We start from the raw sequence: 18,272 nt of genomic DNA, 5'->3' as shown, positions 1-18,272 counted from the left end.
TCATTTCTAATTTATTGCTGACAACTACCTGTGTTAATGTTAATCATTGGCGGGGATAACTGCAATATGTTACTCCATATAATGTAAATTGGCTTTAGAGCGCGGTACCGCGTGTTCGCCAGGGACGATAAAGATTCATTTTGGCAAAATAATATGATGGCTATTAAGTTATTCATCCAATTGTTTTTCTGCCGGTCGTGAATCTTCGACAGGAAGCGGAGGGTTTATGTTACCAGGACAGGGTAAGTTCGGCATTATTATCAGCAGAATACCGGTTATGCAGTCCGGCTTGAAGGCCATTGTTGGGGAGCATCTACCCGATTATGAATTGAGTTTTTGCCGTTCTCAGGATGAGCTCACCCTGCTGCAACTGCGGCGCGCAGTACTGGTTATTGCAGATTTATCCGGTGAAATAGAGAATCCAAGAAATATTTGTGAACACTACTACTCCTTAATGACGCAATACAGGGATATACACTGGGTCTTTATGGTAGGAAGCGCCTGTTTCCCATTAGCGGTTGAATTATTAATGCGGCCTGAAAGCACATTAATTTCAGACAGTGAGCCGGTAAAACGTCTCATCGAAGTGGTTCGCGCGGGTGGGCTTGCCGCCGAGCGAATCAGCCAGACATTGTTCTCTCCTGAAGTGGAACACATCGGTGACGAACAGCAAAAAATGGTCATTCTGACGCTTTCTGAGCGAAAAGTGTTGCGGCTTCTCGCTAAAGGATGGGGAATTAATCAAATTGCTGCTTTATTGAAGAAGAGCAATAAAACCATAAGTGCGCAGAAAAATAGTGCTATGCGCCGCTTGTCTTTGCGTAGCAATGCAGAGATGTATGCCTGGATTAATAGTGCACAGGGAATGAAGGAGCTGAATATTTATTCAGCCTATGGAGATCAAACTGAATGGAAAAAGACCTCACAGCACGATATGTCGCTATCGTAGAGAAATGTGCGATGACGGAAGTGGCCCTTCGCCACATTTTAATTAATGAAAGTGGTAAGAATTATCGCATTCAATTCTTTAAAGATACTCAGGCATTAAAGCGGGAGTTCCAGTCTAAAGATTTTTCGGCGATTATTTTTTCTCTTTCAGGTAACCGCCGATCCCGGCTTGAAAGCTTACTCTTTCTTCATGAGATTGCACGCTACTGCCCTGAAATGCAAAGAATTGTCTTAGCCAATGATGAAGCTGAAATGCGTCTGGTTAGCCATCTGACGCCTTCACGCCTGCACGGCATTTTGAATAAATCAGCCTGTCGGCTACAGCTGCAGGAACATCTGCTGCAGCTTCTCGAACGCAGCGGCCCGGCAAATGAAAGCTCGCTAAACCAAAAGCAGGGCATGTGTAGTCAAATTCTGAGCCCGACGGAACATACCATCCTGCGCTATATGTCTTATGGCTATTCGTTGCCTGAGATTGCGACACAGCTGGAGCGCAATATTAAAACGATTCGGGCGCATAAATTTAATGCCATGACCAAGCTGGGCGTCAGTTCTGATATGGGACTACTGAGCGCGGCTGATATATTAATGCGCTTATCGGCAAACAATGATGATGCCAGGGTAATGCGCCTTGCCCAGTAGTGCTAATCGTCTATTAAAGACAAACGTCAATCCATGTAGCATCCGTCAGCTGCGCCATTCGCTCGGGTGAAATGCGAACGGCGCTATGTATTGAACCTGCTGCTGGAAGCACTTCCGGATACTGTCTTAATGAAATATCGCAATACACTGCCAGCGGAACTTCCAGGCCAAAAGGGCAAACGCCGCCAATGGGGTGTCCGGTTAACGTAATGACCTCATCGCTACTCAGCATGCGCGCTTTAGCGCCGAATGCTTCCTTGAGTTTTTTATTATCCAGGCGTGCATCGCCTTTTGCGACAACAAGTACGACCCTTTCCTTTATTTTTAAAGAGAGGGTTTTTGCTATTTGTCCGGGTTCAACGTTATGCGCCGCCGCGGCTAACGCTACTGTTGCCGTACTCTGATTAAGTTCGATGATTTCGATATCGGGGGCGCGGTCAGCAAAAAACTGCCGCACGGACTGCAGACTCATTGGAATCTCCTGATTAAGGCTTGTTAAAAATCTGTCACAAGCTTCGCAAAGTGTAAATATCCTTGATAGATAATCAAGAATCTTTCCAATTTCTGGATCTCCTCCACATTCGCCGCAACCGGTTACTGTAACCGGTTGCGGTTATTCATTTAGATATGAATACTGACAAGGTAACTTCCCTGCTTCACCTATAACAAAAGAGCCGTGGATGAATCGAAAAGTCTTGAGCTGTAGAGGCGGTAGCTTATCCAAACGGATGGGTACTTCGAAGAAGCGCATTCATCACAACGGCAAAATAATCGTTGTTGGGCCTGTTCATCTAGCCTGTCAGGAGGGCTGCCATGTCTGCTAACCATGCTGCATTTAATCTGATATTTCGCTTTGTAGAGAATTACATCAGCCCTGTCGCCGGACGCATCTCGTCCCAGCGTCACGTGATGGCTATTCGTGATGGTTTCATCTCCGCGATGCCGTTTATGATTGTTGGTTCATTTCTTCTGGTATTTGCTTACCCGCCGTTTTCGCCGGATACCACCTGGGGATTTGCTCGCGCCTGGCTGGATCTGGCAAAAGAGTTTGAAGGGCGTATTCTGACGCCGTTCGATATGACGATGGGCATCATGTCTATCTACATCTGCGCCGCGATCGCCTATAACCTCGGAAAGCATTACGAAAAAAGCAATCAGCTCGATCCCTTCATGTGCGCCATGCTGTCGATTATGGCCTTTCTGCTGGTGGCGGCGCCAAAAACGAACGGTAACCTGCCGGTAGATAGCCTGGGCGGAACGGGGATTTTTACCGCGATTCTGGTTGCCGTTTACTGCGTTGAGATGATGCGCTTTCTTAAAGCACATAATATTGGTATTCGCCTGCCGGATCAGGTGCCGCCGATGATCAAAAACTCTTTTGATCTGTTGATCCCGGTACTGGTGGTCGTCCTGACGCTTTATCCTTTGAGTCTGCTTATCCAGCATCATTTCGATATGCTGATCCCCCAGGCCATTATGGCTATTTTTAAACCGCTGGTTTCCGCAGCGGATTCGCTGCCGGCGATTTTATTGGCGGTACTGGTGGGGCACCTGCTATGGTTTGCGGGGATCCACGGTGCCGCTATTGTTTCCGGTATGCTGCAGATGTTCTGGCTGACTAACCTTGGAATGAACCAGCAGGCTCTGGCTCAGGGGGCTCCGCTGCCGCATATTTTTATGGAGGCGTTCTGGACATTCTTCATTGTAATTGGCGGTTCCGGGGCGACGATGGGGTTAGTATTCTGCTATTTGCGTAGCCGCTCGGCGCATCTGCGTTCAATTGGTCGTCTTAGCGTGGTGCCAAGCCTTTTCAATATCAACGAACCGGTTATCTTTGGCACCCCTATCGTGATGAACCCGGTGTTCTTTATTCCCTTTCTGCTGGCGCCGATGGTTAACGCCGTACTGGCGTGGGCGGCAATGAAGCTGGATCTTATCGGCCGGGTGATTTCGGTTGTTCCGTGGACGGCTCCGGCGCCGATCGGCGGCGCGTGGGCGCTGGGATGGGATTTCCGGGCGGCGATTCTGGTCGTCGTTCTCGCCTGCGTTTCCGCGATTATCTACTTCCCGTTCTTCAAGGTGTATGAGAAACAGCTGCTGGCGCAGGAGGCCGAAGAGGCACAGCGCATGGCGGAAGAGAGTCAACAAACGGCATAAAAAAACGGGCGGCTAAAATAGCCGCCCGTTTTTAACAATTGTTTATTTCAACGTGCAGTCCCCGCACTGCTGAACATCCGGCAGGCGATAGCGCTGGCAGCAGGTTCGACGGACGAGCTGCCCTTCCCGCAAAACGACCGTACGCCAGAGCGGATTATCCTGGCCATCAGAAAACTGTTTTTCGAAGAAGCAGTGCTGACGCAGAGCGGCAATTTTTTCATCTCCGAGCAGGGTTTTCATTTCACCCAGATACCAGTTGATCAGGTAACCCGTATTGCTCCAGATAAGTTTGCCATTGATATCACCCGTGGCTTCAAGCGCCTGAACGACAGGTTGGAGAGCCGTAGCGATCAGCTTTTCCATCCTTGATTGCGCAGATTGTTCCGGCGAGGCGCCCGCCGAATGTACCTCAATCCAGAAACGGGCCGCACGGCCGGTTTCGTGAAACTCGACGCGAAAATGCTCCGGCGCCAGGCTAAGGGCGCGCTCTTCACTCAACAGCGCCAGCATTAATGGCGGAACCAGCAAACCGATGTACCACTGTGCCCACAGGGAAAGCAGCGGTTTCTGCTCACGGGGTTTCCCCGGCTGGTTACGATAAATATGGTCGGACCAGGTCGCCAACAGGGAACTTAGCATTGCGGGCTGCGACCACTCTGTAAGCGTCAGCGCATGATGGGGGGCTTCTTCATTTAGTCTCAGAAAATCAAGCAGATGGGGACGTAGCGCAGCGATCTTGTCATGTAATGCATTCGCCAGTTCGCGCTCAGCCGAAGGCAGCGGGGCCCGCCAGATGAGGTCATTATTGAATGCAAGTGAACGGTAAGCCATTGCGCGCCAGATACAAATCTAAATGATAATGATTTCCGATGTTAATGCCGGGGCGCCAGCTTGGCAAGCGATTTGTCCGCCTGATGACACCCTGCTGCGCGATACAGGGGTTAGCTGGCGAGAATAATGTTTCGCCCCATATTTTTGGCTTCATAGAGCGCGTTATCCGCTCGTTTCAGGGCGCTATCGATATCGGCATCTACGAGCGGCGTCATGCCGATACTAATGGTGACATTGGTCGCGACGCTTTCATTGAACATATGCGGGATTTTCAGATCGTAGACCCGCTGCCTGATTCGCTCCGCGGCCTGAAGGGCGTTTTCCGCACTACTGCTGGTCAAGAGCACCATAAACTCTTCGCCGCCAAAGCGGGCCACAATATCGCGCGAGCGCACGGCGTTACGAATGGCTGCGGAGACCTGAATTAAGGCCTGGTCGCCCATCATATGCCCATAGTGGTCGTTATAGGCTTTGAAATGATCAATATCCAGCAGCAGGACGTAATGCTCGCTACTATCCAAAGAAAGAATGGTGTCCAGACGATTTTGTAAGCCCCGACGGTTATACAAGCCGGTGAGAGGATCCAACATGCTGAGATCGTTAAGGGTATTACGTTCTTTCAACAGTTTATCCATGAGGCCCTGGGTGAAAACATCGCTGCGTTTTTGCATCAGGCTTTGCAGGGCGATCCCTGCAATCGGCAACACAAAGCACCAGGACATGCGCAACCACTGTTCGCCTCCGCCGAGAAACAGGCAGGTCACGTAGGTGGGTAACGAGTGCAACGTAAAGGCAATGATATTGCTGGAAAAAGCAATGGTGCCGATAAATAGCACGCTTAATAACGCGATGACCAGGTAGTTAAAATGTGGGGGGCCCATCACCATTGCTTTTAGGGCTACATGCCATGCCCACAGCAGACCAAATATCAGTGAAATAAGCGGAATATTTATTTTGTGCTGGGCGAATTTCCAGTGCCATAGCAGCAGAACCGCGCTGCAGGCCACGATCAAAAAGCAAGGTGGGGTAAATGTAATGACGGTAAAGAGCGGGCTGACCAGAGATAAAAAGGATGAAACCAAATTAAGCAGTAAAAATAGCCGTAAGGAATACTGATATTTCTGTTCGTAATGGGATCGCCAGGATTGTGCAGTCATGTCGGAGTTGTCATTATTAATCGTTAAAATTCAAAGTGATGTGAGGTTGGAATGAATAATAAAAAACAGTGTGTAAAATAAGGTTTTTACGAAATAATCAGACAATTTAATATATAAATTATTTTGTTTAATTTATCACCTTCATGAATGTATGTCATTACCGCAAACGTAAAGAATAAGGATGCGCTATTTTCCCTGGATGACAAATGATAAAAATTATCATATGGTATTGGTTATCATTATCGTTGTGAGAGGCGAAATCATGTTGCAGCGAACTTTAGGGAGTGGATGGGGCGTGTTGATCCCTGGCGTAGTGCTTGCCGCCCTCGGGTTTGCCGATTTGTCGGTAGATGCCTGGCGTGGATTGGTCACTTTGGGAATGCTGATGTCAGCGATGATGATTTGGCACCGGCAGCTACGGCATTTTGTTTTGCTGCCATCATGCGTGGCGCTGATCGGTGGAATAATGCTGATATTGCTGAATTTGAGGCTGATGGGATAAAGCAGAAGGGTAAGAATATTGGTGCGAGGGGGGGGACTTGAACCCCCACGTCCGTAAGGACACTAACACCTGAAGCTAGCGCGTCTACCAATTCCGCCACCTTCGCACAGTATTCTTAATTTTTGATATCGCCTCGTTGGTGCGAGGGGGGGGACTTGAACCCCCACGTCCGTAAGGACACTAACACCTGAAGCTAGCGCGTCTACCAATTCCGCCACCTTCGCCCAGTGCGAGCAATATCAACGTGGATTATGGTGCGAGGGGGGGGACTTGAACCCCCACGTCCGTAAGGACACTAACACCTGAAGCTAGCGCGTCTACCAATTCCGCCACCTTCGCATACCATCGACACTATAAAAGTATCGTTACCACGGAGGCGCATTCTAGTGGTTTTCAGCTATTCGTCAATAGTTAATTGTATCAGTTGGATTGATTGTTGCAAAAATGGGCGACTTAGAGGGTAAAGTTCGGCGACGAGCGTCTGCTGTCGCCGAAAAAACGCGGGACTATTTCCTGGCCTGACGCGTCATCACCGTCCGGTAAACCTTAAAGCGGCCCGTCTGGGCAATCACTTCATGGAAGCCGAAGATCTCATCCAGCACATTCGGATAGGGCAAGAAGGCGTTGGCGACGATGCGTAGCTCTCCGCCGCTGTTCAAATGCCGAACGGCGCCGCGAATCAGGGTCTGAGCGGCTTCCAGGCTGGTCTGCAGACCATCGTGGAAAGGCGGATTGGAGATAATCATATCGAAGCGGCCGTTCACTTCAGAAAATACATTGCTGGCGAATACTTCCCCTTCGATACCGTTAGCGGCGAGCGTGGCGCGGCTGGCTTCAACTGCCGGGGCGCTGACGTCGCATAAGGATAAGCGGACTTTAGGCGAGTGGCTGGCCAGCACGGTTGCCAGCACGCCGGCGCCGCAGCCGACGTCCAATATTTTACCTTTGGTGTGCGGCGTCAGGGTTGAAAGCAGCAGCTGGCTACCAATATCCAGGCCATCGCGGCTGAAGACGCCCGGCAGCGTTTTAATCGTCAGATTTTCCAGCGGATACTCGCCCCAGAACTGCTCGGGATCGAAGGCCGGCTGTTTTTCCAGACGACCGTGATAGAGACCACAGCGGCGCGCGCTGTCGACTTTAGTCAGCGGCGCATATTCCGCCAGCATCTGCTCGGCGCTGCGCACGCCGCTGCGGTTTTCGCCAACCACGAAAATATCAATACCGACCGGCATCAGGGAAAGCAGATTCATCAGCTGAAACTGAGCTTCGGGTTTGTTTTTTGGCCAGTAGTAGATCAGCGTATCGCAATCGGCAACATCGCTGGCTTCCGCGACCAGGCTAAAACGGGCGTTTTCAGCCATCTGGCGGCTCAGTACCTGCCAGTGGTGAAACTGCTGGGTATGGGCGCGGCTGGCAGCCGTATCCAGACGAGCGGGCAGGTCATCCTGCAGGTCACCGGCAAACAGAACGCGGGCGGACTCGAAATCATCACTGTGGCGCAGCAAGACTTCACTTGCCGGGGTAAAAGCGGACATGAAACACTCCTTCATTAAGACTGGCGCCGATTATACACGTTATCTTTCAGCCTGCCTCTTTGTTGGCGGCGGGATGCGCGCCGGCCGCCGCGTAGTTTGTTGGCGCAAATACGACGTATTTGCTATATTGCGCGCTTAATTAACAGGAGTGTTTCGCTATGACATCCCGACGAGACTGGCAATTACAGCAGCTGGGTATTACCCAGTGGTCGCTGCGTCGTCCTGGGGCGTTACAGGGTGAAATCGCTATCTCGCTTCCTGGACACATTCGTCTGGTGATGGTGGCGGAAGAACCGCCATCGCTGACCGAACCGCTTATCCGCGATATTCTGCGCACGCTGTCCCTGACGCCGGAGCAGGTAATGCAGTTGACGCCTGAGCGCGTGGCGATGTTGCCTCAGGACGCACGCTGTAATAGCTGGCGGCTGGGTACGGACACGCCGCTGATGCTGGCGGGCGCGCAGCTATCCACGCCCGCTTTCGATGAACTTCAGACCAGTACGCCTGCTCGCATGGCGCTCTGGCAACAGATCTGCTCACATGAACACGATTTCTACCCTCAACGCGGCTGATTTGCCACGGGCCTGGCAAATTGAAACGCGCGCCCACGCTTTCCCCTGGAGCGAGCAGACGTTTGCCAGCAATCAGGGCGATCGCTATCTGAATCTTCAGCTGTCCGTAGACGGGGAGATGGCGGCCTTTGCTATTACGCAAATCGTGCTCGACGAGGCGACGCTGTTTAATATCGCCGTCGATCCCGCTTTTCAGCGTCGTGGTCTGGGCAGAGCGCTGCTGGAGCAGGTGATTGATGAAGTAGAAAAACGCGGCGTCGTCACGCTGTGGCTGGAGGTGCGCGCGTCTAACGTCGCCGCCATCGCGCTCTATGAAAGCTTAGGCTTTAACGAGGCGACGATTCGCCGCAACTATTACCCCACGGTCGACGGACGTGAGGACGCCATTATTATGGCACTGCCAATCAGTATGTAAGACAAGGTGATACGATGAAGTGGGACTGGATTTTCTTTGATGCCGATGAAACGTTATTTACGTTTGACTCGTTTAGCGGCCTACAGCGGATGTTTCTCGACTATAGCGTGACCTTCTCCGCAGAGGATTTTCAGGACTACCAGGCCGTGAATAAGCCGCTGTGGGTGGATTATCAGAACGGCGCTATCACTTCTCTTCAACTGCAGCATCAGCGCTTTGACGGTTGGGCGGAGCGCCTGAACGTCCCTCCTGGTGAGCTGAACGCCGCGTTTATGAACGCGATGGCGGAGATCTGCTCGCCGCTGCCGGGCGCGGTGTCGCTGCTGGATTCGCTGCAGGGTAAGGTGAAAATGGGCATCATCACCAACGGTTTTACCTCGCTACAGCAGACGCGTCTTGAACGTACCGGGTTACGCGATCATTTTGATTTACTGATTATTTCCGAAGAGGTTGGGGTCGCTAAACCGGATACGCGCATCTTTGATTATGCCCTGGCGCAGGCGGGTAACCCCGATCGTTCACGGGTGCTGATGGTGGGTGATACGGCGGAATCTGATATTCGCGGCGGCGTGAATGCCGGCCTGGCCACCTGCTGGTTTAACCCTCATCAACGCGAGCTGCCTGCCGACCTCCGCGCGGACTGGACGGTCACCTCTTTAAGCGAACTGGAGCAACTCCTGTGTAAACACTGATTGCCTCCCCCCCATTGATGGGTAAAATAGCCGCAATTTTTTCGTATTCAACATGCGCGGCGCATTGCCGCGTTTACTAAGAAGATTGAATTATGACGTTGTCTCCTTATTTGCAGGAGGTGGCCAAGCGCCGCACTTTTGCCATTATTTCTCACCCGGATGCCGGTAAAACGACCATTACTGAAAAGGTGCTGTTATTCGGACAGGCTATCCAGACCGCCGGTACGGTAAAAGGCCGCGGCTCCAGTCAGCATGCGAAGTCTGACTGGATGGAAATGGAAAAGCAGCGCGGTATCTCCATTACCACTTCCGTAATGCAGTTCCCGTATCACGACTGTCTGGTCAATCTGCTGGATACTCCGGGGCACGAAGACTTCTCCGAAGATACCTATCGTACGCTGACGGCGGTGGACTGCTGTCTGATGGTTATCGATGCCGCGAAAGGCGTCGAGGATCGTACCCGTAAGCTGATGGAAGTCACCCGTCTGCGCGATACGCCGATCCTGACGTTTATGAACAAACTTGACCGTGACATCCGCGACCCGATGGAGCTGCTGGATGAAGTGGAAAACGAGCTGAAAATCGGCTGCGCGCCGATCACCTGGCCCATTGGCTGCGGCAAGCTGTTCAAGGGCGTTTACCACCTCTATAAAGATGAAACCTATCTCTACCAGACCGGTAAAGGTCACACTATCCAGGAAGTGCGCATCGTTAAAGGGTTAAATAACCCGGATCTGGACGCGGCGGTGGGCGAAGACCTGGCGCAGCAGCTGCGCGACGAGCTGGAGCTGGTGCAGGGCGCGTCTAACGAATTTGATAAAGATCTGTTCCTGGCGGGCGAAATTACGCCGGTATTCTTCGGAACCGCGCTGGGTAACTTCGGCGTTGACCATATGCTGGACGGTTTAGTGGAGTGGGCGCCTGCGCCGATGCCGCGTAAAACCGATACCCGCACCGTGGAAGCCTCGGAAGAGAAGTTCACCGGCTTTGTCTTTAAAATTCAGGCCAACATGGACCCGAAACACCGCGACCGCGTGGCCTTTATGCGCGTGGTTTCCGGTAAGTACGAGAAGGGCATGAAGATGCGCCAGGTGCGTATCGGCAAGGATGTGGTGATCTCCGACGCGCTGACCTTCATGGCCGGCGACCGTTCGCATGTGGAAGAAGCGTATCCGGGCGATATCCTGGGTCTGCATAACCACGGCACCATCCAGATTGGCGATACCTTCACCCAGGGTGAAATGATGAAGTTCACCGGTATCCCGAACTTCGCCCCGGAACTGTTCCGCCGCATTCGCCTGAAAGATCCGCTCAAGCAGAAACAGCTGCTGAAGGGTCTGGTTCAGCTTTCTGAAGAAGGCGCGGTGCAGGTGTTCCGTCCGATCGCCAATAACGATCTGATCGTCGGCGCGGTGGGGGTACTGCAGTTTGACGTCGTCGTCGCTCGCCTGAAGAGCGAATACAACGTTGAGGCGATCTACGAGTCGGTCAACGTCGCCACCGCCCGCTGGGTGGAATGCAGCGACGCGAAGAAATTCGAAGAGTTTAAGCGTAAGAACGAAATTCAGCTGGCGCTCGATGGCGGCGATAATCTGACCTACATCGCCCCGACCATGGTTAACCTGAACCTGACGCAGGAGCGTTATCCTGACGTCCAGTTCCGCAAAACTCGCGAGCATTAATCCTCTCCGGAGCGCGGTTTTCGCCGCGCTCCACGTCGTTTTTCTTTCAGAAGCCCCTATCTGGAAAGTTCTTAATTCTTACCGTTTTGCCTGCTTTTTTACCCGTTCATGCCGCACTCTTCCGTGTATCTACTACATTTAATAAGTAATTTTTGGAATCCTGGCTTAATAGACTACTTATTTTGCTTTACCTGCTTAGATATAACGAGGAACGACGATGACAAGACTTAAGAGCGGCAAGACACTCCTGGCCCTCTTCCTGGGCTCAGCAATAATCAGCGCTTCGGCGTATGCAGAAAACTCGACCGTAGACAGCGCAAAATCTGCAGCCAGCAATGCCGGTCAAGCCGTTGATAATTCGATGAACAAAGTCGGAAACTTTATGGACGACAGCACCATCACCGCCAGGGTGAAAGCGGCGCTGATCGATCATAAGGATATTCGCAGCACCGATATCTCGGTGAAAACGGAAAATAAAGTCGTCACGTTAAGCGGTACAGTTGATAGTTCAGAGCAGCATAAACAAGCGCTTAGCGTAGCTAAAGCCGTTGAAGGCGTGAGCTCGGTAAACGACAAGCTTAGCGTGCAGAACGAAAAATCAGCGTCGCTGAAGGGCTACGCGGGCGATACCGCGGTGACCAGCGAGATCAAAGCTAAATTACTGGCTGACGATATCGTCCCGTCGCGTAACGTGAAAGTTGAGACCACCGATGGCGTCGTACATTTATCCGGCACGGTCGAGTCCAGCAAGCAGTCGGAACGTGCGGAAGGCATTGCTAAAGCCGTTTCCGGCGTCAAAAGCGTGAAGAACGATCTTAGCGTTAAATAAATCCATTCATTAAAAGAATTTATTCTGCGGTCTTTCCGCAGGATGTGTAGCACCACAGGGTTGTGTATGCGCGGCCTGAGTGCGCAGAAAATCGACCGTCATTAACTATGGTAAGGAGAGACGTATGTTTAGATGGGGCATTATTTTTCTGGTGATCGCTTTAATTGCCGCCGCTCTGGGTTTTGGTGGCCTGGCAGGTACCGCTGCCTGGGCTGCTAAAATTGTCTTTGTTGTCGGTATTATTCTGTTCCTGGTCAGCCTGTTCACCGGCCGTCGACGTCCCTAGACGTTAATCAGTGAAATACCGTCTTACATAAAGCCAGTCAATGAGACTGGCTTTCTCTGTTTCAGGGCGTTAAAAATTGCGTTACCTTTGTTTTTATAATAAGCCAGACAGGAAAGCAGGGTGGGGCAGCGAATTCCCGTGACGTTGGGCAACATTACGCCGTTATCTGTTAAACCCTTCCAGCCGGGCAGGCTTGCGCTGGTGTGCGAAGGTGGGGGACAGAGGGGCATTTTTACCGCCGGGGTGCTGGACGAATTTATGCGCGCGGGATTTAACCCGTTCGATATGCTGTTTGGCACCTCTGCCGGGGCGCAAAATCTCTCGGCCTATCTGTGCAACCAGCCCGGCTATGCCCGCAAGGTGATCACCCGCTACACCACCGCCCGCGAGTTTTTCGACCCGATGCGTTTTGTCCGCGGAGGCAACCTCATCGATCTCGACTGGCTGGTCGACAGCACCGCCAAAAAAATGCCGCTGGCGATGGCTTATGCTGAAGACCGTTTTGCTCAGGGTAAAGAGTTCTGGATGTGCGCCTGCCGCGGCGATGATTATACGCCCAACTACTTTTCCCCTACCCAGCAAACCTGGCTCGATCTGATTCGCGCCTCCAGCGCGATTCCCGGTTTTTACCGCAGCGGCGTTATGCTGGATGGGGTGAGCTATCTGGACGGCGGCGTCAGCGATGCGATCCCGGTGCAGGAGGCCGCCCGTCGGGGCGCGCAAACAATTGTAGTGATCCGCACCGTGCCTTCGCAGATGTACTACACCCCGCAGTGGTTTAAACGGATGGAGCGCTGGCTTGGCGAAAGTAGCCTGCAGCCGTTTGTGAATCTGGTACAGCACCACGAAACCACCTATCGCTCCACGCAAGAGTTCATTGAGAAGCCGCCGGGTAAGCTGAGAATTCTGGAAATATATCCACAGAAGCCATTGAAAAGTATGGCGTTAGGCAGCCGTCTTCCTGCTTTACTGGAAGACTACAAAACCGGGCGCCAGTGCGGGCGCTATTTCCTCGCTACGGTCGGTAAACTGCTGGCCGACAGGCCTCCTTTGCTGCGTCATGCGCCACGCATTGCGGTACCGAAAACGGTGGTTATCCCGCCGGCGCCCGTGGCCAACGAGATCCCTCAGGTTCCGGTCATCGCGGCTGAGCAGGCCAATGATGCCAGCTTTGATAATGAGGACCTCGCGTGACCTTGCGATTTATTGATACCCACTGTCACTTCGATTTCCCTCCTTTCACCGGCGACGAAACTGCCAGTATTGCCCGAGCGGCTCAGGCTGGCGTGAGGCAAATCATCGTACCGGCGACGGAAGCGGATAACTTTGCCCGCGTATTAGGGCTTGCGGCGCAGTATGCTCCGCTCTACGCGGCCCTGGGGCTTCATCCGATAGTAATTGAGCGGCATGAAGAAGAGAGTCTGGCGCGGCTTGAAGCCTGCCTGGCGAAACGCGATGCTAAGCTGATCGCGGTTGGGGAAATTGGCCTCGATCTCTATCGCGAAGATCCGCAGTTCGAGCGCCAGATTTCTCTCCTGGAGGCGCAGTTGCGTCTGGCGAAACGCTACGACTTGCCGGTCATCCTCCACTCCAGACGCACTCATGACAAGCTGGCGATGCTGCTAAAAAAGCACGCTTTACCGCGTACCGGCGTGGTGCACGGTTTTGCCGGTAGTCTTCAGCAAGCCGAACGTTTTGTCCAGCTGGGCTATAAAATCGGCGTTGGCGGTACCATTACCTACCCGCGCGCCAGCAAGACCCGCGATGTGATGGCGCAGCTACCACTTTCTGCGCTGTTACTGGAGACCGATGCGCCGGATATGCCGTTAAACGGTTTCCAGGGGCAGCCGAACAGGCCTGAGCAAGCGGCTCGCGTCTTCACCGCCTTATGTGAGCTACGCTCTGAGCCTGCTGAAGAGATAGCTAATACCATGTTTTGTAATACAAAAGAGGTTTTTGCTATTTTATAACCTTTTATTGAGTGACTTGTGTCTCATTCCTGCCTTTTTATCTCATTGTTTTGCCTAAAATGTGTGAGCTGTGATGAGCGTGATGGTTCCATGCCGTTATAATCGCGGGGTTTTACGCTGAACTATCAATACACAGGGATTCTGTATGCAAATTATCATGGGACTTATCGGCATGGTGGTGCTGTTAGCCATCGCAGTGCTCCTCTCCAGTAATCGAAAAGCCATCAACCTGCGCACCGTCCTCGGCGCCTGGATTATCCAGGTGGGGATCGGCGCGTTAATTCTCTACGTGCCGGCCGGGCGCACGGCGCTGCTGGCCATGTCTAACGGCGTTGCCAACGTGATTGCTTACGGCAATGAAGGGATCGGCTTTATTTTCGGCGGTCTGGTTTCCGACAAGATGTTTGAGGTCTTCGGCGGCGGCGGGTTTGTTTTTGCCCTGCGCGTCCTGCCGGTCATTGTCTTCTTCTCATCGCTGATCGCCGTGCTTTATTACCTGGGCATTATGCAGTTTGTGATCCGCATACTCGGCGGGGCGCTGCGCGCGGTACTGAAAACCTCGCGCACGGAATCGCTCTCTGCCACGGCGAATATTTTTGTTGGCCAGACCGAAGCGCCGCTGGTCGTGCGTCCTTACATCGCCACCATGACGCGCTCTGAGCTATTTGCGGTGATGTGCGGGGGCCTGGCTTCGGTCGCAGGCTCCGTTCTGGCCGGTTATGCCCAGATGGGCGTACCGTTAGAATATCTGATTGCCGCTTCATTTATGGCGGCACCGGGCGGCCTGCTGTTTGCGAAAATTATCGTGCCGGAAACCGAGCAGCCGCAAGATAGCCCGGCGCTGGAAAAAAATGACGCCGATCCGGAAGCGCCGGCAAACGTACTGGATGCTGCCGCATCCGGGGCAGCTTCGGGGATGCAGCTGGCGCTTAACGTTGGCGCGATGCTGCTGGCGTTTATCGCGCTGATTGCGCTGGTTAACGGGATCCTCTCCGGCGTGGGCGGCTGGTTTAACTACCCGGATCTGTCGCTGCAAATGATTCTCGGCTGGGTCTTCTCGCCGCTGGCGTGGGTGATTGGCGTTCCATGGAGTGAAGCCACCGTGGCCGGCTCATTTATCGGCCAGAAGCTGATCATCAATGAGTTTGTAGCCTATATGAATTTCGGCGAATATCTGAAAGCCGACGCCGAGGTGGCTGCCGCAGGTTTGCAGGTCATTTCAACCCACACTAAGGCCATTATCTCCTTTGCCCTTTGCGGTTTTGCCAACCTGTCATCCATTGCCATTCTGATTGGCGGTTTAGGCGGTATGGCGCCCAATCGCCGCCAGGAAATCGCACAGCTGGGCATGCGGGCGGTGGCGGCGGGTACGCTCTCAAATCTGATGAGCGCCACCATCGCAGGCGTCTTCCTCGCGCTATAACGCGTCCTTCAGCGAGAAAATACCGGTGGCGGCGCTGCCGCCGGTATTTTTATCACAATTGTTAAAATTCCATCATCCTGCAACGCTCTGTTTTTCCATCGTTAGTGCTCTTTTTCGCCGTTGTTCGCACAAAATGACCCTGCTGATATCGAGTTGTCGCGTTCGGATATGTTATAATAATAACATTCCGTCGGGCCGGAGCTTGCTGTTTATGCTTATAAAGTGCTGTACGCTCATGAAGCCCGGGCTTGGCTATTTAGTGTGATTTAAATCACGTCACAGCAATGCAAATTGGCAATTAGTTTTCATTAACTGTGATGTATATCGAAGTGTGGCGGCGAGGCAATGTTACAATAGTAACAGACTCGCAAGGTGAACAAACTTTTAACCGGCAATACGCCGTCGGAGTATGAAATGACTGATTTAACTGCCAGCAGCCTGCGCGCGTTGAAACTGATGGACCTGACCACCCTGAATGATGACGACACTAATGAGAAAGTGATCGCGTTGTGTCATCAGGCCAAAACACCGGTAGGGAATACCGCCGCAGTGTGTATCTACCCGCGCTTTATCCCGATCGCGCGCAAAACGCTGAACGAACAGGGAACCCCGGATATCCGCATTGCGACGGTGACCAACTTCCCGCACGGTAACGATGATATCGATATTGCGCTGGCGGAAACCCGCGCGGCGATTGCCTACGGCGCGGATGAAGTCGACGTCGTCTTCCCTTATCGCGCGCTGATTGCGGGCAACGAACAGGTGGGTTTTGACCTGGTCAAAGCCTGTAAAGAAGCCTGCGCGGCAGCAAACGTGCTGCTGAAAGTCATTATCGAAACCGGCGAGCTGAAAGAAGAAGCGCTGATTCGTAAAGCGTCTGAAATTTCCATCAAAGCCGGCGCTGATTTTATCAAAACGTCGACCGGTAAAGTTCCGGTGAATGCGACCCCGGAAAGCGCGCGCATTATGCTGGAAGTCATCCGCGATATGGGTGTTCAGCAGAGCGTTGGCTTCAAACCGGCAGGCGGCGTGCGCAGCGCGGAAGACGCGCAAAAGTTCCTCGCCATTGCTGATGAGCTGTTCGGGGCCGACTGGGCCGATTCTCGCCACTATCGCTTCGGCGCTTCCAGCCTGCTGGCAAGCCTGCTGAAAGCGTTGGGTCACGGCGATGGTAAGAGCGCCAGCAGCTACTAATACGTAATTTGTCTGACCTTAAGGCCGGATGTCGTCCGGCCTGAGGTTAGTCTTTGACTCTTTCCTCGGGAGGTAATCTTGTTTCTCGCACAAGAAATTATTCGTAAAAAACGTGATGGTCATGCGCTGAGCGATGAAGAAATTCGTTTTTTCATTAACGGTATCCGCGATAACACCATCTCTGAAGGGCAGATCGCCGCGCTGGCGATGACCATTTTTTTCCACGATATGTCTATGCCGGAACGCGTTTCGCTGACCATGGCGATGCGGGATTCAGGAACCGTCCTCGACTGGAAGAGCCTTAATCTTAACGGCCCAATTGTCGATAAACACTCTACCGGCGGCGTAGGCGATGTGACTTCCCTGATGCTGGGGCCGATGGTCGCTGCCTGCGGCGGCTATGTACCGATGATCTCCGGGCGCGGACTCGGTCATACCGGCGGTACGCTGGACAAGCTGGAAGCGATCCCCGGTTTCGATATCTTCCCGGACGATAGCCGCTTCCGTGAAATCATTAAAGATGTCGGCGTCGCGATTATCGGGCAGACCAGCTCTCTGGCACCGGCGGACAAACGTTTTTACGCCACGCGTGATATCACCGCGACGGTGGACTCTATCCCGCTGATCACCGCCTCGATTCTCGCCAAGAAGCTGGCGGAAGGGCTGGACGCGCTGGTGATGGATGTCAAAGTCGGCAGCGGCGCCTTTATGCCCACTTATGAGCTTTCCGCCGCGCTGGCCGAAGCGATCGTCGGCGTTGCTAATGGCGCCGGCGTGCGGACGACAGCCCTGTTGACCGATATGAACCAGGTGCTGGCTTCCAGCGCCGGTAATGCGGTGGAAGTGCGGGAAGCCGTGCAGTTCCTCACCGGCGAGTACCGCAATCCGCGGCTGCTTGAGGTGACGATGGCGCTCTGCGTTGAGATGCTGATTTCCGGCAAGCTGGCGGAGAACGATGCCGATGCGCGGGCTAAGCTTCAGGCGGTGCTTGATAACGGTAAAGCCGCAGAAGTCTTTGGCCGGATGGTGGCGGCGCAAAAAGGCCCTGGCGATTTCGTGGAAAACTACGATAAATACCTGCCGGGCGCGATGCTAAGCAAAGCGGTCTACGCCGAAGGCGAAGGATTTGTTGCCGAAATGGACACTCGCGCGCTGGGCATGGCGGTGGTCTCTATGGGCGGCGGTCGCCGTCAGGCTGCAGATCTAATTGATTACAGCGTCGGCTTCACCGACATGGTTCCCCTCGGCGCGCGCATTGATACGCAGCAGCCGCTGGCGGTTATCCATGCGAAAGATGAGAACAGCTGGCAGGAAGCGGCCAAAGCAGTGAAAGCGGCCATAAAACTTGACGATAAAGCGCCTGAAATTACGCCGACAGTCTATCGTCGTATCACCGAATAGTTATATACTGATCTGATCGCTTTTTTGCAGCGCAAA

At 53.0% G+C, this 18,272-nt stretch carries 19 protein-coding genes and 3 tRNA genes; 15 read left to right on the top strand and 7 right to left on the bottom strand.

From position 1 onward, the window contains the following. The first annotated feature begins 226 nt into the window (after positions 1 to 226). Positions 227 to 949: a helix-turn-helix transcriptional regulator gene (locus tag HMPREF3178_RS24165; protein ID WP_004108484.1), complete on the top strand. Its 723-nt coding sequence runs from the start codon at positions 227 to 229 to the stop codon at positions 947 to 949. Further along, the gene (gene bglJ / locus HMPREF3178_RS24160) at positions 910 to 1,590 is read left to right on the top strand and encodes a DNA-binding transcriptional activator BglJ (protein ID WP_004108483.1); all 681 of its coding nucleotides are present in this window, start codon (positions 910 to 912) and stop codon (positions 1,588 to 1,590) included. The genes HMPREF3178_RS24165 and bglJ overlap by 40 nt, the downstream gene beginning before the upstream one ends. 13 nt (positions 1,591 to 1,603) lie before the next feature. Here bglJ and HMPREF3178_RS24155 read toward each other — a convergent pair whose 3' ends face one another. Next, entirely contained in the window at positions 1,604 to 2,062 is a 459-nt protein-coding gene (locus HMPREF3178_RS24155; protein ID WP_004108482.1) for a YbaK/EbsC family protein, read from the bottom strand. Between the two features lie 341 nt (positions 2,063 to 2,403). Here HMPREF3178_RS24155 and HMPREF3178_RS24150 point away from each other — a divergent pair, with 341 nt between their 5' ends. Then, positions 2,404 to 3,747: a PTS cellobiose transporter subunit IIC gene (locus HMPREF3178_RS24150; RefSeq protein WP_004108481.1), complete on the top strand. Its 1,344-nt coding sequence runs from the start codon at positions 2,404 to 2,406 to the stop codon at positions 3,745 to 3,747. 42 nt (positions 3,748 to 3,789) lie between these two features. Here HMPREF3178_RS24150 and fhuF read toward each other — a convergent pair whose 3' ends face one another. Then, complete coding sequence (gene fhuF / locus HMPREF3178_RS24145) at positions 3,790 to 4,578, bottom strand: siderophore-iron reductase FhuF (RefSeq protein WP_004108480.1); 789 nt, start codon at positions 4,576 to 4,578, stop codon at positions 3,790 to 3,792. A 110-nt stretch (positions 4,579 to 4,688) separates the two neighbouring features. Then, the gene (locus tag HMPREF3178_RS24140; protein WP_004110370.1) at positions 4,689 to 5,735 is read right to left on the bottom strand and encodes a GGDEF domain-containing protein; all 1,047 of its coding nucleotides are present in this window, start codon (positions 5,733 to 5,735) and stop codon (positions 4,689 to 4,691) included. Between the two features lie 262 nt (positions 5,736 to 5,997). On the opposite strand from HMPREF3178_RS24140, the gene HMPREF3178_RS24135 reads away from it, so the two are divergent. Beyond that, positions 5,998 to 6,237: a DUF1435 domain-containing protein gene (locus HMPREF3178_RS24135; protein WP_004110371.1), complete on the top strand. Its 240-nt coding sequence runs from the start codon at positions 5,998 to 6,000 to the stop codon at positions 6,235 to 6,237. Positions 6,238 to 6,256: 19 nt separating this feature from the next. On the opposite strand, the gene HMPREF3178_RS24130 is transcribed toward HMPREF3178_RS24135, so the two are convergent. From HMPREF3178_RS24130 to rsmC, 4 genes are all read right to left on the bottom strand, one after another. Next, positions 6,257 to 6,343, bottom strand: a tRNA-Leu gene (locus HMPREF3178_RS24130). Between the two features lie 31 nt (positions 6,344 to 6,374). Continuing rightward, positions 6,375 to 6,461: transfer RNA gene (locus HMPREF3178_RS24125), tRNA-Leu, on the bottom strand. A gap of 28 nt (positions 6,462 to 6,489) precedes the next feature. Next, positions 6,490 to 6,576 (bottom strand) — tRNA-Leu (locus HMPREF3178_RS24120). Between the two features lie 167 nt (positions 6,577 to 6,743). Further along, positions 6,744 to 7,772 carry a 16S rRNA (guanine(1207)-N(2))-methyltransferase RsmC gene (rsmC, locus tag HMPREF3178_RS24115; protein ID WP_017145043.1) on the bottom strand — a complete coding sequence of 343 codons (1,029 nt, stop codon included), beginning with the start codon at positions 7,770 to 7,772 and terminating at the stop codon, positions 6,744 to 6,746. Between the two features lie 158 nt (positions 7,773 to 7,930). Between rsmC and HMPREF3178_RS24110 the strand changes: the two genes are divergently transcribed. From HMPREF3178_RS24110 to deoA, 11 genes are all read left to right on the top strand, one after another. After that, positions 7,931 to 8,344 carry a DNA polymerase III subunit psi gene (locus tag HMPREF3178_RS24110; RefSeq protein WP_017145042.1) on the top strand — a complete coding sequence of 138 codons (414 nt, stop codon included), beginning with the start codon at positions 7,931 to 7,933 and terminating at the stop codon, positions 8,342 to 8,344. Then, positions 8,313 to 8,759: a ribosomal protein S18-alanine N-acetyltransferase gene (gene rimI / locus HMPREF3178_RS24105; RefSeq protein ID WP_004108475.1), complete on the top strand. Its 447-nt coding sequence runs from the start codon at positions 8,313 to 8,315 to the stop codon at positions 8,757 to 8,759. Before HMPREF3178_RS24110 ends, rimI begins: the two co-directional genes overlap by 32 nt. A gap of 14 nt (positions 8,760 to 8,773) precedes the next feature. Further along, a complete protein-coding gene (yjjG, locus tag HMPREF3178_RS24100) occupies positions 8,774 to 9,451 on the top strand; it encodes a pyrimidine 5'-nucleotidase (protein WP_017145041.1) in 678 nt (225 codons plus the stop codon). 92 nt (positions 9,452 to 9,543) lie between these two features. Then, positions 9,544 to 11,133 (top strand): peptide chain release factor 3, encoded by a 1,590-nt coding sequence (prfC, locus tag HMPREF3178_RS24095; RefSeq protein ID WP_004108474.1) that lies wholly within the window; start codon positions 9,544 to 9,546, stop codon positions 11,131 to 11,133. 217 nt (positions 11,134 to 11,350) lie between these two features. Then, positions 11,351 to 11,962 carry a molecular chaperone OsmY gene (gene osmY / locus HMPREF3178_RS24090; RefSeq protein ID WP_004108473.1) on the top strand — a complete coding sequence of 204 codons (612 nt, stop codon included), beginning with the start codon at positions 11,351 to 11,353 and terminating at the stop codon, positions 11,960 to 11,962. A gap of 124 nt (positions 11,963 to 12,086) precedes the next feature. After that, on the top strand, positions 12,087 to 12,248 hold the full coding sequence (locus tag HMPREF3178_RS24085) for a DUF1328 domain-containing protein (RefSeq protein WP_003856556.1): 162 nt from the start codon (positions 12,087 to 12,089) through the stop codon (positions 12,246 to 12,248). Positions 12,249 to 12,368: 120 nt separating this feature from the next. Next, the gene (locus tag HMPREF3178_RS24080) at positions 12,369 to 13,442 is read left to right on the top strand and encodes a patatin-like phospholipase family protein (protein WP_004108471.1); all 1,074 of its coding nucleotides are present in this window, start codon (positions 12,369 to 12,371) and stop codon (positions 13,440 to 13,442) included. Further along, positions 13,439 to 14,218, top strand: coding sequence for a metal-dependent hydrolase (locus tag HMPREF3178_RS24075; RefSeq protein WP_016809137.1), 780 nt, complete (start codon positions 13,439 to 13,441; stop codon positions 14,216 to 14,218). Before HMPREF3178_RS24080 ends, HMPREF3178_RS24075 begins: the two co-directional genes overlap by 4 nt. 145 nt (positions 14,219 to 14,363) lie before the next feature. Then, on the top strand, positions 14,364 to 15,641 hold the full coding sequence (locus tag HMPREF3178_RS24070) for a NupC/NupG family nucleoside CNT transporter (protein WP_004108467.1): 1,278 nt from the start codon (positions 14,364 to 14,366) through the stop codon (positions 15,639 to 15,641). A 414-nt stretch (positions 15,642 to 16,055) separates the two neighbouring features. After that, positions 16,056 to 16,835, top strand: a complete 780-nt coding sequence (gene deoC / locus HMPREF3178_RS24065) for a deoxyribose-phosphate aldolase (protein ID WP_004098396.1) — start codon at positions 16,056 to 16,058, stop codon at positions 16,833 to 16,835. Between the two features lie 78 nt (positions 16,836 to 16,913). Continuing rightward, positions 16,914 to 18,236, top strand: a complete 1,323-nt coding sequence (gene deoA / locus HMPREF3178_RS24060) for a thymidine phosphorylase (protein WP_004108464.1) — start codon at positions 16,914 to 16,916, stop codon at positions 18,234 to 18,236. The last annotated feature ends 36 nt before the right edge of the window (positions 18,237 to 18,272 follow it).

The sequence above is a fragment of the Klebsiella sp. HMSC09D12 genome, from assembly GCF_001808475.1.
Taxonomy (GTDB): Bacteria; Pseudomonadota; Gammaproteobacteria; order Enterobacterales; family Enterobacteriaceae; genus Klebsiella; species Klebsiella oxytoca.
The sequence above is the reverse complement of the archived record's forward strand: the minus strand, read 5'-3'. Positions and strand labels throughout refer to the sequence as shown.

Coding starts and splice junctions, on each gene's coding strand:
- HMPREF3178_RS24165 (WP_004108484.1), top strand. CDS start 227: ATGTTACCAGGACAGGGTAAGTTCGGCATTATTATCAGCAGAATACCG.
- bglJ (WP_004108483.1), top strand. CDS start 910: ATGGAAAAAGACCTCACAGCACGATATGTCGCTATCGTAGAGAAATGT.
- HMPREF3178_RS24155 (WP_004108482.1), bottom strand. CDS start 2,062: ATGAGTCTGCAGTCCGTGCGGCAGTTTTTTGCTGACCGCGCCCCCGAT.
- HMPREF3178_RS24150 (WP_004108481.1), top strand. CDS start 2,404: ATGTCTGCTAACCATGCTGCATTTAATCTGATATTTCGCTTTGTAGAG.
- fhuF (WP_004108480.1), bottom strand. CDS start 4,578: ATGGCTTACCGTTCACTTGCATTCAATAATGACCTCATCTGGCGGGCC.
- HMPREF3178_RS24140 (WP_004110370.1), bottom strand. CDS start 5,735: ATGACTGCACAATCCTGGCGATCCCATTACGAACAGAAATATCAGTAT.
- HMPREF3178_RS24135 (WP_004110371.1), top strand. CDS start 5,998: ATGTTGCAGCGAACTTTAGGGAGTGGATGGGGCGTGTTGATCCCTGGC.
- rsmC (WP_017145043.1), bottom strand. CDS start 7,772: ATGTCCGCTTTTACCCCGGCAAGTGAAGTCTTGCTGCGCCACAGTGAT.
- HMPREF3178_RS24110 (WP_017145042.1), top strand. CDS start 7,931: ATGACATCCCGACGAGACTGGCAATTACAGCAGCTGGGTATTACCCAG.
- rimI (WP_004108475.1), top strand. CDS start 8,313: ATGAACACGATTTCTACCCTCAACGCGGCTGATTTGCCACGGGCCTGG.
- yjjG (WP_017145041.1), top strand. CDS start 8,774: ATGAAGTGGGACTGGATTTTCTTTGATGCCGATGAAACGTTATTTACG.
- prfC (WP_004108474.1), top strand. CDS start 9,544: ATGACGTTGTCTCCTTATTTGCAGGAGGTGGCCAAGCGCCGCACTTTT.
- osmY (WP_004108473.1), top strand. CDS start 11,351: ATGACAAGACTTAAGAGCGGCAAGACACTCCTGGCCCTCTTCCTGGGC.
- HMPREF3178_RS24085 (WP_003856556.1), top strand. CDS start 12,087: ATGTTTAGATGGGGCATTATTTTTCTGGTGATCGCTTTAATTGCCGCC.
- HMPREF3178_RS24070 (WP_004108467.1), top strand. CDS start 14,364: ATGCAAATTATCATGGGACTTATCGGCATGGTGGTGCTGTTAGCCATC.
- deoC (WP_004098396.1), top strand. CDS start 16,056: ATGACTGATTTAACTGCCAGCAGCCTGCGCGCGTTGAAACTGATGGAC.